Annotated in this window: 14 protein-coding genes; 7 read left to right on the forward strand and 7 right to left on the reverse strand. The window is 46.5% G+C overall.

The window, feature by feature from the left end; genetic code table 11:
• Nucleotides 1–103: 103 nt before the first annotated feature.
• Nucleotides 104–1,474, reverse strand: coding sequence for a S1C family serine protease (locus QMZ64_RS13770; protein WP_265625705.1), 1,371 nt, complete (start codon nt 1,472–1,474; stop codon nt 104–106).
• Between the two features lie 238 nt (nt 1,475–1,712).
• On the opposite strand from QMZ64_RS13770, the gene cssR reads away from it, so the two are divergent.
• Both cssR and cssS read left to right on the forward strand, forming a co-directional pair.
• Nucleotides 1,713–2,387: a two-component system response regulator CssR gene (gene cssR, locus QMZ64_RS13775; RefSeq protein ID WP_243942232.1), complete on the forward strand. Its 675-nt coding sequence runs from the start codon at nt 1,713–1,715 to the stop codon at nt 2,385–2,387.
• Nucleotides 2,384–3,730, forward strand: coding sequence for a two-component system sensor histidine kinase CssS (gene cssS / locus QMZ64_RS13780; RefSeq protein WP_301441383.1), 1,347 nt, complete (start codon nt 2,384–2,386; stop codon nt 3,728–3,730). Before cssR ends, cssS begins: the two co-directional genes overlap by 4 nt.
• A 23-nt stretch (nt 3,731–3,753) precedes the next feature.
• Here the strand turns inward: cssS and spxO are convergent, their stop codons facing one another.
• Entirely contained in the window at nt 3,754–3,918 is a 165-nt protein-coding gene (gene spxO / locus QMZ64_RS13785; RefSeq protein ID WP_023856228.1) for an anti-adapter protein SpxO, read from the reverse strand.
• Between the two features lie 187 nt (nt 3,919–4,105).
• Here spxO and QMZ64_RS13790 point away from each other — a divergent pair, with 187 nt between their 5' ends.
• A complete protein-coding gene (locus QMZ64_RS13790; protein WP_165428022.1) occupies nt 4,106–4,990 on the forward strand; it encodes a TetR/AcrR family transcriptional regulator in 885 nt (294 codons plus the stop codon).
• A gap of 44 nt (nt 4,991–5,034) precedes the next feature.
• Here the strand turns inward: QMZ64_RS13790 and fumC are convergent, their stop codons facing one another.
• Nucleotides 5,035–6,423: a class II fumarate hydratase gene (fumC, locus tag QMZ64_RS13795; protein WP_265625703.1), complete on the reverse strand. Its 1,389-nt coding sequence runs from the start codon at nt 6,421–6,423 to the stop codon at nt 5,035–5,037.
• 83 nt (nt 6,424–6,506) lie between these two features.
• On the reverse strand, nt 6,507–6,674 hold the full coding sequence (locus QMZ64_RS13800; protein WP_020452898.1) for a YvzF family protein: 168 nt from the start codon (nt 6,672–6,674) through the stop codon (nt 6,507–6,509).
• Nucleotides 6,675–6,800: 126 nt separating this feature from the next.
• On the opposite strand from QMZ64_RS13800, the gene QMZ64_RS13805 reads away from it, so the two are divergent.
• Genes QMZ64_RS13805 through QMZ64_RS13820 form a run of 4 tightly spaced genes read left to right on the forward strand, consistent with a single transcriptional unit; the run spans nt 6,801 to nt 10,857 of the window.
• The gene (locus QMZ64_RS13805; protein ID WP_265625702.1) at nt 6,801–8,243 is read left to right on the forward strand and encodes a spore germination protein; all 1,443 of its coding nucleotides are present in this window, start codon (nt 6,801–6,803) and stop codon (nt 8,241–8,243) included.
• Nucleotides 8,212–9,312, forward strand: a complete 1,101-nt coding sequence (locus QMZ64_RS13810) for an endospore germination permease (protein WP_265625701.1) — start codon at nt 8,212–8,214, stop codon at nt 9,310–9,312. The genes QMZ64_RS13805 and QMZ64_RS13810 overlap by 32 nt, the downstream gene beginning before the upstream one ends.
• Complete coding sequence (locus QMZ64_RS13815) at nt 9,309–10,430, forward strand: Ger(x)C family spore germination protein (RefSeq protein ID WP_301441384.1); 1,122 nt, start codon at nt 9,309–9,311, stop codon at nt 10,428–10,430. The genes QMZ64_RS13810 and QMZ64_RS13815 overlap by 4 nt, the downstream gene beginning before the upstream one ends.
• Before the next feature lie 43 nt (nt 10,431–10,473).
• Nucleotides 10,474–10,857 (forward strand): hypothetical protein, encoded by a 384-nt coding sequence (locus QMZ64_RS13820; protein ID WP_165428026.1) that lies wholly within the window; start codon nt 10,474–10,476, stop codon nt 10,855–10,857.
• A 37-nt stretch (nt 10,858–10,894) separates the two neighbouring features.
• On the opposite strand, the gene liaR is transcribed toward QMZ64_RS13820, so the two are convergent.
• The 3 genes from liaR to liaF are packed head-to-tail and all read right to left on the reverse strand — an operon-like array spanning nt 10,895 to nt 13,326.
• Complete coding sequence (liaR, locus tag QMZ64_RS13825; protein ID WP_243942222.1) at nt 10,895–11,530, reverse strand: two-component system response regulator LiaR; 636 nt, start codon at nt 11,528–11,530, stop codon at nt 10,895–10,897.
• A gap of 3 nt (nt 11,531–11,533) precedes the next feature.
• Nucleotides 11,534–12,598 (reverse strand): two-component system sensor histidine kinase LiaS, encoded by a 1,065-nt coding sequence (gene liaS, locus QMZ64_RS13830; RefSeq protein ID WP_023856232.1) that lies wholly within the window; start codon nt 12,596–12,598, stop codon nt 11,534–11,536.
• Nucleotides 12,595–13,326, reverse strand: a complete 732-nt coding sequence (liaF, locus tag QMZ64_RS13835; RefSeq protein WP_130569246.1) for a cell wall-active antibiotics response protein LiaF — start codon at nt 13,324–13,326, stop codon at nt 12,595–12,597. Before liaF ends, liaS begins: the two co-directional genes overlap by 4 nt.
• Nucleotides 13,327–13,349: the final 23 nt, after the last annotated feature.

The raw sequence follows: 13,349 nt of genomic DNA on the forward strand, positions 1-13,349 counted from the left end.
AACTAGATTTCACTCACATTTTAACAAAAAAAGCTTGTCGATCAAGCCACTTTTTATGGCTTTGTCGACAATCTGAAGCCATGGCGTCTGCCATGGCTTTTATTTATGATTTACTTTTCGCAAGCTTTGCTTTCATTGTTGTTTGCTTTCCGTTTCTCAGCACCTCAAATGTGACGGTATCTCCTGCTTTTGCTTCAGTATAAAGAATTTTTCTGAGGTCTGAAGTGGTTTCGACGTTTTTGCCGTTCATTTTGGTGATGACGTCGCCGGCTTTCATGCCCGCATCAGCCGCAGGCGATTTCGGCGATACTTTATCGACGTACACGCCTTTATTGAGCTGGTCTCCGAAAAGGCCAAGCGTATTTTGCTGATACTGTTCCGGCACCTGCTGCATATCGATCATCTGCACACCCAGGAAAGGCCGTTCCACTTTTCCTTTTTCCAAAAGCTCGTCAACGATCGGCTGAACATCGTTGCTCGGAATCGCGAAACCAAGCGATTCAACACCGCTTTGGCTGATCTTCAGACTGTTGATGCCGATGACCTGCCCGCTGCTGTTAATCAGAGGCCCGCCGCTGTTTCCAGGGTTTATCGCCGCATCTGTCTGAAGGACGTTCATATCCCAATTCCCTTCAGATGTGGAGACTTCAATTGTCCGGTTGACACCGCTGATGATGCCTTCTGTAACCGTTCTTGAAAATTGAAGGCCGAGAGGGTTCCCGATCGCGATTACTTTTTCACCGGCGCGAAGTTTTGCGGAATCTCCGAAACTAGCAACCTTATCAACGCCTTTGCTGCTGATCTCTAAAACAGCCAGATCAGTCAAAGCGTCACTGCCGATAATCTTGGCATCCGCTGTCTTACCGTTGTATAAGGAGATGGTCACCTTCGAAGCGCCTTCAACGACATGGTTGTTTGTAATAATGTAGGCCTTGCCGCCGTCTTTCTTAAAGACGACGCCTGATCCCGTGCCGCTTTCCTCCACATCGTCCTCAGAGAAGCCGAAGCTCGTTTGAATATTGGAAACGCCGACGATAGCAGGCTCTAAATCTTCCACCATATCAGGCACGTTATCTGCGTTTGTGACAGGTTTTGTGGTAAAATTCTGCGACTGCTTTGGCTCTGTCTGTCCGGTTCCGGCGGTTTCGCTCGGATGATCGCCCGGAAGATACGGAGAGATTCCAAGCACTAAGCCGCCTCCGATGATGCCGCCCAAAATCGGGCTCAGCCACGAAGCCTTACGCCGCTTTTCTTTTGCCGCTCTCGTTTCCTTGGCATCTTCTAAGGCTGCAGCGGTTTCTTTATTCGTAAGATCTGACTGATCGTCTGTATCCTTCTTTAAAATCAGCTCGGGCTCCTTTGCCGGCAGTTCTGACTGCTGCTCCTCAGAACCTGCCGTTTGCGGCGTCTGCGCTTCTTCTTGAAGCTGCTCTTCATTTGCATGTTTTTGTTCGTCATCGCGTCTAAAATCCATAAGCGTACACTTCCTTTATTTTTCTTGTCTTCAACTATCGCAAATGGCATAAAAGCTTTAACATCCACAAAAAAAGAGACCCGGCCGTCGTTCACTCTGTGTTCATTCCCTTTCTTCCCTGATGAGTATGTTACGAAAACATTGTGGGATAAAAATGAAAAGAATATGTGAAATTATGAAAATTGACCAGACTTATGTTAAAACTAGTATAATGACGTAGAAAGGATGTGAACCGCCCTTGTCATACTCCATTTATCTAGTTGAAGATGAAGAGAATTTAAATGAATTGCTGACAAAATACTTAGAGAGTGAAGGCTGGCACGTCACTTCTTTTCTAAACGGTGAAAGTGCCAGGCAAAAAATAGGCCAGTCACCTCATTTATGGATTCTCGATATCATGTTACCAGATATCGACGGGTATACGCTAATAAAAGAAATAAAAAATCATGATCCGGAAGTCCCCGTCATTTTTATTTCTGCGCGCGATGCCGATATTGACAGAGTGCTGGGGCTCGAACTGGGCAGCAGTGACTATATATCTAAGCCGTTTCTCCCCAGGGAACTGATCATCCGCGTGCAAAAGCTGCTCAAACTGATATATAAAGAAGAACCGGGAGAAATAAAAAAAGGAACGCCTGTTTCCAGCTATGAAGTCTATGAAGACTTGAGAGAAGTCTATGAAAATGGCAGCATGATCAATTTGACGTCAAAGGAATTTGATCTTCTGCTTCTATTTATAAACAACAAAGGCCGCGCCTTTTCAAGGGAGGATATCCTCGTCAGCGTCTGGGGAGACGATTACTTCGGAACCGACCGCGTCGTCGACGATCTTGTCAGAAGGCTGCGCAAGAAAATGCCCGAACTGAAAGTGGAAACCATCTACGGGTTCGGCTACAGGATGTTGAAATCATGAAGAACAGGTCGCTCGCCTTTCAAATTTGGAGTGTCATTTGCGGCATCCTGTTAACGGTCTCGATTTTGCTGACGTTTTTATTCTCGACGACATTGCAGAACTTTTTTACTGACGAAATTTATACAAATATTGAAAATGAGCAGCATGTTCTGACAGAATACGGATTTTCCGATTCACCGGAAAGAGGCTTCGGCGGAAGCAGCGGCTCGCGAAGCACTAACCGCCACGTTCAGCACGTCCTGCTGCCTGAGAGAGGAACCGTCTATCAAAGCCCGCAGATTCTCCCCGATTCATTTATCGAGAAGGTTCAGAAGCTCGGCAAAAGACAGGACGAGTCCTCAAAAAGGTATTCGGAGAATGTCAACGGAGAACACATTTTCTTTGTGCTCAAAAAAATCCAGACCCAGGACCAGACGTTTCTGCTGTTGTCCTATGCGCTTGATTCATACAGGGACGATTTGTCCCAGACGCTGTTTAAGCAGCTGCTGTTTATTTTGATTGTCGTCATTTTGCTGAGCTGGATTCCTTCCATCTGGCTGGCCAAATATTTATCAAGACCGCTCGTCACGCTTGAAAAACACGTCAAACAAATCTCTAAACAGGATTGGGATGATCCCGTGATTGTCGACAGGAAAGACGAAATCGGCAAGCTCGGACACACCATTGAGGACATGCGGCAAAAACTCATCCAGAAAGATGAGACAGAACGCACGCTCCTGCAAAACATCTCACACGATCTGAAAACGCCGGTCATGGTCATCCGCGGGTACACCCAGTCGATCAAAGACGGCATCTACCCTAAAGGGGATTTGGAAAATACGATTGAAGTCATTGAAGGCGAAGCTGAAAAACTTGAAAAGAAAATCAAGGATCTTCTTTATCTGACAAAGCTTGATTATTTGCTGAGACAAGAAAGACAGTACGGAACTTTTGATATACAAGAGGTCATTAAAGAAGTTGTTGAACGCTTGAAATGGTCCAAAAAAGAATTGAACTGGAAGATTGATCTTGAAGAGGAAACAATGTTGACGGGCGATCAAGAACAATGGAGCAAGCTGTTGGAAAACGTTCTTGAAAACCAGATCCGCTATGCGGAGACATGCATTGAAATCAGCGTCAGGTCGACGAAAAAACATACGTTGATCACCATTAAAAATGACGGACCACACATTGAAGAAGAGATGCTTTCCAGCCTGTATGAGCCTTTTAATAAAGGGAAGAAAGGCGAATTCGGCATTGGACTCAGCATCGTTAAACGAATCTTGACGCTCCACCATGCTGACATGACCATTCGGAATGATCAAACCGGTGTGTGCTACTCAATATCCGTTCCGCGAAATTAGACTGTAGACGCTGCAGTCTTTTTTCATATAAACGAATAGCCGTTGAAATCCCGGTAGCTAGGCTTCATCGTGTTTTTCGGTTTTTTCATCCATTTCTTTTCGCACAGGACATGCTTTGGATATTTGACTTTGTCCACCTTAATTCCCCTGCTGCGCAGACGCCTGATCATATCATCGATTTCTTTCATCAACCTTCACCCTTTCTCCACAAATTTTGACCACTCGGTCACCTTACTTTATAATATAAATAATATCAAACAAAAAAACAAGTTACAATCAAGTTAAAAATATAACGGAGCAGAAAAAGTGACCCGCCAGTCACCACGGTCCGCCGAAAGCCGCTTTCGGGTTCGATCTTTCAGGAAGGTGAAAGCCATGAAACAAAAAGAGAAAGTCATTATTGAAACAGCCATCAAACTTTTCGCCAAAAAAGGATACAGCTCTACTTCAGTTCAGGAGATTGCAAAAGAGTGCCAAATGTCAAAAGGCGCTTTTTACATTTATTTTAAATCAAAGGAAGCGCTCCTCCTTTCAGTCCTTCACTACTACTATGAAAGAATCTTTACCCGAATTCAGAAAATCAAAACGGAGCATGACCACCCGCGCGATGTGTACCGGATGCAGCTCGTCGTTTTTTTCGAAAACATTTTGGAGCACAAAGAGTTTATCACGATGCAGTTTAATGAGCGGTCAATGCCGATCAATGAAGAGATTGAAGCGTTCGCGAAAAAAATGCGGAGAACCACGCTCAGGCTGCACATCGAAAACATCCAGAACATTTACGGCAAAGACATTGAACCGTACAGCGCCGAACTGTGCTTTATGATCAACGGAATGAGCGATGTTTATCTTGAGCTGATGATTTTGCTGCACCATTCGTTCGACCTGCAGTCTCTCGCCGACCACATGCTGAACCGCCTCGACGATTTGGCAAAGGGGATGATCAAGCGCAATGATCAGCCGCTGATCTCATTCGAAAAAGCAGACAAGTGGTTCGGCCCCTTTTACACATTTGATCCGCTGAAAGACGCCCTCCTCAATGAAATGCGGGTCAAAGCGAACAAGCAGTACAACGGCGCTCCTCCTGCCGACCTTGCCGAAAGCCTCGATATTCTGGAAAAAGAGCTTAGAAAAGAAAAGCGCAAAAACGCCATCATCAAAGGCATGATATTCAACTTGAAGGAATATGACGCGATTCGAAAAGAAACGGACAAACTCGCGGAATTGATCAAAAAAGACATGCACCATCCGCACGGATGATCCGCAAAACAAAACCGGCTGCAATACATGCAGCCGGTTGTTGATTATGCTTTCGGTTTTACCATTTCTTCAGGTTTTACAACTTCGTCGAACTGCTCCTCTGTTAAAAGGTTCAGCTTGAGCGCCGCTTCTTTCAGCGTCAGCCCCTCTTTGTGGGCCAGCTTCGCGATTTTCGCCGCATTTTCGTATCCGATGTGCGGGTTTAAAGCCGTAACCAGCATGAGAGAATTGGTCAGGTTCTTTTCAATTGTTTCCCGATTAGGCTCGATTCCCACGGCACACTTGTCATGGAATGAATTCATGCCGTCGGCAAGAAGCTGAACGGATTGCAGGAAGTTGTAAATAATCACCGGTTTAAAGACGTTCAGCTCAAAGTTCCCCTGGCTCGCGGCAAAGCCGATCGTTGCGTCATTCCCCATGATCTGGGATGCGACCATTGTCAGCGCTTCGCTTTGCGTAGGGTTTACTTTTCCAGGCATGATCGAGCTTCCCGGCTCATTTTCCGGAATAATCAATTCGCCGATTCCGCAGCGCGGTCCGCTTGCAAGCCATCTGACATCATTGGCGATTTTCATGAGATCTGCTGCAAGCGCTTTAAGTGCGCCATGCACGTGTGTCAGTTCATCATGGCTTGTCAGCGCATGAAACTTATTAGGCGAGCTTTTGAATGTCTGTCCTGTCAAGGCGCTGATCTCTCCGGCAACAGTGTTTCCGAATTCAGGGTGAGCATTAATGCCTGTTCCCACGGCAGTTCCGCCGATGGCAAGGTCGCGGATTTTGTCAGCCGCTTCAAGGATCATCTCTTTAGAACGGTCCAGCATGTATACCCAGCCGCTGATTTCCTGTCCCAATGTCAGCGGTGTCGCGTCCTGCAAATGAGTGCGGCCGATTTTGACAATGTCTTTGAACGCTTCAGCTTTTTCATGCAGCGTGCCTCTCAAGCGGTCAATCGCCGGGATCAGTTTATCGTGAATCGCGAGGACAGCAGCCACATGCATCGCTGTCGGGAATGTGTCGTTAGAGCTTTGGCTGCGGTTGACGTCATCATTCGGATGAATCTTCAGGCTTGAGCCTTTTTCCTGCAAATAAGCCGTTCCCCTGTTTGCCACGACTTCATTCATATTCATGTTGCTCTGTGTTCCGCTCCCGGTCTGCCAGACGACCAGCGGAAAATGGCTGTCATACTGTCCTTCTAAAATATCATCGCATACGGAAACAATCGCTTCCTTTTTTTCCGCTTCAAGATTGCCAAGCTTTTCATTGGCAATCGCGGCGCTTCTTTTTAAAATTGCAAACGCATACACAATTTCCTGCGGCATTTTCTCTGAACCGATTTTAAAGTTCTCTTTGCTTCTTTGGGTTTGGGCTCCCCAAAACTTATCGGCGGGAACCTTAACTTCACCCATCGTATCTTTTTCAATTCTGTAATCCACTTTCGAATCCCTTCCTTCTCTAAATCTGCAATAATCTATATTTCGATAAAAATCGATAAAACCCTTCCATTTAAATTTTATCTTTATTTTAATTTTAGCTCAATATAAACTCGGGAATCTTTTGCATATTTATATTTCGGGTTTGTCTTGCCGTATTCTTTCGATACATATGAAACCTCATAATGCTTAGAAAAAGATTGGATAATGCGTTCAATCTCTTCCGGTTTCCCCGTAAGCCTGATCTGCGCCAACTTTTCTCACTCCGTCTCTGTTCAATGAAAATTTCACCAAACACTACTGTAACACAGTATATTGTTTTTTTAACAGGAAAAGATAACCTATATCAAATTCCAGAAACACCAGGGCAGGTGACGATCATGACTCAATCGGAATTCAAGGAACACATCCATGAGAATCTCGCAATTCTCCTTCCCCATCTTGAGCACAACGATGATCTGGTTCAAAACAAAAAAATGCTGAAAAACGGAATCATTTTTTACTTTTTGTACTTTAAAGATTTGAATGACGACAAGAAAATCCAAAAAGCCGCAAAATTGCTGGTCTCCGATGACAGCTCTTATTCACTGGAGGATGTCCGGCTCCGTTTAAATGAGCTGAATGCGGAACCCGTCACAAAAGAGAAAGACGCCATCAACGCGATTTTCAAAGGAAAGTGCCTGCTCTTGATCAATGGCATGAATGTTATTTTTGCGCTGCCGACAGCCGAGAAAAAGAAAAGAAGCCTTGGAGAAGTGAATACGGAAAACGTCGTCAGAGGCCCGAAAATCGGTTTTATCGAGGATGTCGATACAAATGTGGCCCTGGTCAGACAGCGTGTCCCGGATCAAGAACTGACCGTGGAAAAAATCCCGCTCGGCAAGAGTAAGTTTAAAGACGCGACCATTCTCTATATCCAGGGCAAAGCGGACGATTCGATCATTAAAGATCTTAAAAAACGCCTCAAAAAGATTCGGCTGGATGATATTCAAGATTCGGGCGTTCTTGAAGAATTAATCGAGGATAATAAGTACTCTCCGTTCCCGCAAATTCAGAACACCGAAAGGCCTGACAAGGTATCTTCCGCGCTGTTTAATGGACGGATCGCCATCTTTGTCGATTACTCGCCGTTTGCCCTGATCGTTCCCGTTTCTTTCGGCATGGTGATGCAGTCCCCGGACGATTTTTACGAAAGGTGGATCGCCGCGACCTTAATCAGATTTCTCAGGTTCAGCTCAATTTTCATCACCCTGTTCCTGTCGGCGTTTTATATTTCGCTTGTGTCTTTTCATCAAGGCATGCTGCCGACAGCACTCGCTGTTACGATTGCAAGCACGCGCGAAAATGTGCCGTTTCCGCCGCTCCTTGAAGCGCTGATTATGGAAGTAACGATCGAGCTCTTAAGGGAAGCGGGACTGCGGCTTCCCAATCCGCTCGGCCAGACGATCGGCCTCGTGGGAGGCGTCGTCATCGGACAGGCGGCGGTCGAAGCCAATATCGTCAGCTCCGTGATGGTCATCATCGTCAGCATTATCGCTCTTGCGTCATTTACTGTGCCGCAATACGGCATGGGCCTGTCGTTTCGCGTGCTGCGGTTTATTTCCATGGTAGCTGCAGCCGTGTTCGGGCTTTACGGGATCATATTATGCATGCTCGTCATCTTCACCCATTTAGTCAGGCAAAGAAGCTTCGGCATCCCGTATTTTAACCCGAACCATTTTTTCAGCTTAAAACATACCGATGAAGCCATCATTCGTCTGCCAACAAAAGACCGGGAGGTGAACCCTGAAAATGGATCCAAGAAATCAGCACGATCGGATTAGCACGTATGAAGCCGCTTCGATCATTACGAGCACAATGCTCGGGGCAGGCCTGCTGACGCTGCCGAGGGCGCTGACGCAAAAGACGCTGTCGCCCGACGGATGGATCGTATTGATCGTAGAGGGGCTCGTCTTTTTTCTCATTATCTACATCAATGCCAAAATCGTTAAAAAGCACAACGTCCTGTCTTTTTTTGATTACACAAGAGAAGGCTGCGGCTTTATGATCGGGAATATTCTCAACCTTTTAATCGTTTTATACTTCATGGGCGTGGCCAGCTTTGAAGCGAGGGCAATGGCCGAAATGGCAAAGTTTTTCCTGCTTCAGTTCACACCGATGAGCGTGACAATTTTTGCTTTTATCGTTTGTGCAATTTATTTGGTGATCGGCGGTCTCAGCGATATGTCAAAGTTATTTCCGTTCTTTCTGTCCATTACGATCGTCGTTCTTCTCGTCGTTTACGGACTGAGCATGAATATGTTTCAGCTGAACCATTTACGCCCTGTCCTCGGCCTTGGATTGGAGCCGGTCAGCAGAGCTTTGACGGTGGTTTCCATATCATTTTTAGGGGTGGAGCTGATGATGTTTCTGCCGAAATACGTCAAAAACAAAGACAAGCTTTTTAAGGCATCCGCGATCGGATTTGGGATCCCGCTCTTCTTATACATTCTCACCTTCACAGTCGTTGTCGGGGCGCTGACAGCGACTGAGGTTATGACAATGACATGGCCGACGATCTCTTTATTTCAGTCTTTTGAGATAAGAGGAATTTTCATCGAAAGGTTCGAATCTTTTTTGCTCGTCATTTGGACGATCCAGTTTTTCACAACATTTGTCGTCTATACGTACTTTGCCGCCTCAGGACTTGAAAACGTATTCGGTTGGCCTGTAAAAAAAAACGTCCTCTTCATCGGCGCCATCGTTTATCTGGCATCTCTTGTACCGCGGGACGCCAACCAGGTCGGCGCCTTCAGCGATTACCTTGGGTATATCTTTATCGTTGTCTTCTGCGTGCTCCCGCTTCTGATCTTTTTGCTCGTGTCCGTCAAAAGGAGGTTTACGTCATCGTGAAAAAAAAGGGATTGTTAGCCGTCTTGTCCCTGCTTCTTCTTTTAACAGGCTGCTGGGACAGCAGACAGATCGAAAAGCTCAGCATCGCCATCGGCCTTGCCCTCGATAAAGGTGAGGATGATAAAAAGGTGAAATTGACGTACCAGTTTCTCGTTCCTAAAAAGATCGGACAAGACGGCAGCGCCCAGGATCCGACCAAAGTGGTGTCCACCTCTGGAAATACGGTTCATCAAACCATTCGTTCCACCGCTTTAAAAAATTTTCCGGTATTCTCGCAGCATCTGCAAGTCCTGATTTTCTCGGAGGAACTTGTGTCCGATATTTCTCTGGAAGCGTTGATCAATCAGTTTATCCGGGACAACAGCATCAGAAGGAGCAGTGAGGTCTATATGACGCCCCGGGCGGCCGGCAGCATTTTGAAGATTGACGATGCCGGAGATCCCGCGTCTGACGTGATCCACAACATCTCTGAAAACAGAGCCTCAACGATCAAGCTGCTCAAGCCTGTCACATTGGGCGACATTTCAATCAAAATGCAGTCTGATTTGTCTTTTATCATGCCAAAGGTTGTCGTCGAAAAGGGACAGCTTCAGCTTGAAGGAGGCGCCGTGATCAAAAACAGCAAATATCATGCAAATCTTTCGCCCCCTCAGATTGAAGCGCTGAATTTATTAACGGGCCATGTAAACGGAGGGGTGATCGACTCAAAGCATGATGGACATTTGTTCTCGTATGAAGTGTTTTCGATGACACACCGCGTGCGGGCGATGAGGCAGAACGGAAAATACAAATTTGTCATCAATGCCAATATTAAAGGAAGGCTGTCAGAGGACTGGTATCTGGGAGAGGATTCTTTTAATGATCAATATATTAAAAACATAGAGAAATCGGTTCAAAGAGACATCGAAAAGCGGGTTGAGCAGCTGATCCATGTCCTGCAGCACGATATTAAAACGGACGTCACCGATCTTTCCGACAATGCGCGGATCAATTTTCCGAAGGAATGGGAAAGAGACAGATCCAATTGGGATAAGCACTTCAGCGAAGCCGATATCGATTTTCACATTAAAGCGACGATTCAGGACTTTGGGACAAAAGGTTCGACAAAAAGCAGATAGCGGCCTGTTTTTCTGTTAAAATGTGTGTGAAAGGGTGATGAGCTTGAAGCGGATATTGCACATGACAGGCATTTTTTTGATTGCAGCGGGAGTCATTCTGTCCGGATTCATTATCAGTGATGTCGCTTATGATCCGTTTATGGAGGATTCGCAGTCGATGCTTTTCTTTACGATCGGCACATACCTCACCACTCCGTTTTTTTGCTTCATCGGCGGATTCATTTTGCTAGGCATCGGCAAACTGATCGACTTGCAGGAGAAGCACAATGCCATAGTGGCCGAGCGGCTCGGCATCATTTGCCAAAACGGCACAGCGGGCGAACATGCACGCGAGGAAAACGAGACCGCCCAACTTACCGCCAGCACAGTTGAAACAGATTCATTCACTCTTCCTGCAGATGAGGACCGAAAATATTGGAACGGGTGAAAAACGGCTTTCTTGAGAAAGCTGTTTTTTTGTTTTGTCAGTCGACAAGTTTGTTTCGGTGGGCGTAGACTGCGGCTTGTGTCCGGTCGTCGACTTCAAGCTTGGAAAGGATGTTTGTCACATGCGTTTTAACTGTTTTAATGGTGATAAATAATTCTTCTGCAATATCTTTGTTCGTTTTGCCTTCTGCTACAAGCTTGAGAATTTCCAATTCTCTCGCTGTCAGCGATTGATGAAGGGGCTGTTCGCCGGCTGAATGTCTCAGCCTGGACAACACTTTTCCTGCAACTTTGGCTTCAAGCTTTGGTTCTCCAACGCTCGCAGCCCTGATCGCATCGGCGATTTCACTCGCTTTCGACGTTTTCAGCAAATAGCTGAGCGCTCCGGCTTCGATGACCGGATAGACCTTGTCATCATCAACGAAGCTTGTCAGAACGATAATTTTCGGATCGGCAAGCTGCCGGCAGATTTCTTTCGTGGCCTCAATTCCGTCCATCCCTTCCATCACAAGATCCATCAAAATCACGTCGGGTTTGGTTTCAAGCGCCAATTCAACACCGCGCTTCCCGTCTGAAGCCTCTCCAATCACTTCAATATCAGGCTGGGATTCCAGGAAAGCGGCCAGCCCCATTCTCACCATTTCATGATCATCAATTAACAATACTCGAATCACCTTTTAAGCCTCTCCTTTTTGTTGTTCAAAAATCGGGACCTTCACATCAACCTGTGTTCCTTTTCCCGTAAATGAAATGATTTCGGCCACTCCGCCGACTTCGCTGGCCCTTTCCTTGATCGAGTTCAGCCCGTACGAAGATGTTTTGACGGCGTCCATCATAAATCCTTCACCGTTGTCAATGACTTTCAACTGGAGCTGTTTGTTCCTGAGCAGCAGTCTGACGGTGACTTTTGTCGCTTTTGAATGCCGGAACACGTTTGAGAGCGCTTCTTGAACGATCCTGAACAGGTGGTCTTCCACACCTTTCGGAAGTTTGCCTGCATCCTCGATCTCCCAATCGATGTCGACCGACTGTTTTGCTTTAAATTCTTTCAAAAGGTCTGCAAGCCCTTCTTTTAGCCCCTTCCCTTCAAGGGTAACAGGTCGTAAATGCAAAAGCAGCGCCCTCATTTCATTCTGGGCGTCGGCCGCCATTTTTTCGACCATTTTCAGCCTTTGAGCGAGCTTTTCGTCAGCGGCAGCATCGATTCCCTCCAATACCGCCGAAGTCATCATGGAAATCGCAAACAGCTGCTGGCTCACCGCATCATGCAATTCGCGAGCAAGACGCTGCCGCTCTTCAGAGATCACCGATTTTTTCATTTGATCCTGCCATTCCGCTCTCTCGTTGGAGAGCTTTTGCAAAGAGGCAACCTGTCTTTCGATCCGTTTGGCCATCTCATTGAGCTGGTCAGCGGCCAGTCCGATCTCATCGTCTCCAAGCGACGGAATCCGGTAGGCAAAGTTGCCGTTTTCGTACTTTAGAATGGATTCGATCAGCTTTTCAAGCCGTTTTTTCAGCTGATTGCCGAACATATAACCTGATCCGAATCCGACAGCTGCGCTGATCAATGCGAGAAGCGCGATAAACGGAATCCCGAACCACCTGGAAACGATAAGCACCCTCGGATCCAACTGGTAGTAAAACAGCATAAAGCCCAATACAGCAAGAAAAATCGTAAAGCTGACACCAAGGGATAAGCGGACGGCGCGCCATTGAATGTTTGCAAGCCTGTTCGTTCTCATATGAACCGCACATCCACATCGCCGATAAACAGCGAAATCGAAATTTTGACCCGTCGTGCCGACTGCTCGTAATTCTCTGTCTCGGTATAGATTTGATTGCCGATGCCGCTTTTTCGGCCGCCGATAACGTCAATGTCTCCAATGAACGCAGAAGAACTGATGGACACTTCAAGGTCGGACGGGATGTAAATATCGACATCTCCGATCAACCCCGTGATGACGATGGTGTTTTCTCCCTCAGAAATAATCGCTTTTGACAAATCGATTTTCACGTCACCGATAAATCCGGAGATATTCAAGTCATTTAAGTCAAAAGGTGTTTTCATCAATTTTACATCGCCGAAAAAAAAGCTGCGCTGTCCCGGGCTGTTCTTCTCCTGAAGCGGCTTGGAATCCGTCTTTTCCTTCTCCCTGCCTTTCGGCTTATGGCGGTCAAATACCGGCTGATTTGTCACCAGCCGGTACCCCGCATAAATTAAGAAAGCGGCAAAGAAGAAGCCGAACAGGCTAAATGTAATGCTGAAGATGTCCTTCAGCAGCAGAAAGCCCGCAAAGATATACATGACAGAGCCGAGCCAGCGGCGGGAATATTTATGGAGAAAATAACCGGCAAAAAGAAAAGCGAGCGGCCAGAATAACGCGTCTCCAAGCCCGCTGTTTTGCAAAAATATGCTGATTCCGAAGAGTACGATGATCAGTCCGATCAGCTGGTTTTTAGTAAGACGCATGCTGACCCGAGCCCCCTTTCTTT

This window comes from Bacillus sp. LB7, from assembly GCF_030449715.1.
GTDB lineage: Bacteria > Bacillota > Bacilli > Bacillales > Bacillaceae > Bacillus > Bacillus paralicheniformis.

Excerpts from the sequence above, each read along its gene's own strand:
- QMZ64_RS13770 (WP_265625705.1), bottom strand. The coding sequence starts at position 1,474 with ATGGATTTTAGACGCGATGACGAACAAAAACATGCAAATGAAGAGCAG.
- cssS (WP_301441383.1), top strand. The coding sequence starts at position 2,384 with ATGAAGAACAGGTCGCTCGCCTTTCAAATTTGGAGTGTCATTTGCGGC.
- spxO (WP_023856228.1), bottom strand. The coding sequence starts at position 3,918 with ATGAAAGAAATCGATGATATGATCAGGCGTCTGCGCAGCAGGGGAATT.
- QMZ64_RS13790 (WP_165428022.1), top strand. The coding sequence starts at position 4,106 with ATGAAACAAAAAGAGAAAGTCATTATTGAAACAGCCATCAAACTTTTC.
- QMZ64_RS13805 (WP_265625702.1), top strand. The coding sequence starts at position 6,801 with ATGACTCAATCGGAATTCAAGGAACACATCCATGAGAATCTCGCAATT.
- QMZ64_RS13810 (WP_265625701.1), top strand. The coding sequence starts at position 8,212 with ATGGATCCAAGAAATCAGCACGATCGGATTAGCACGTATGAAGCCGCT.
- liaS (WP_023856232.1), bottom strand. The coding sequence starts at position 12,598 with ATGAGAACGAACAGGCTTGCAAACATTCAATGGCGCGCCGTCCGCTTA.
- liaF (WP_130569246.1), bottom strand. The coding sequence starts at position 13,326 with ATGCGTCTTACTAAAAACCAGCTGATCGGACTGATCATCGTACTCTTC.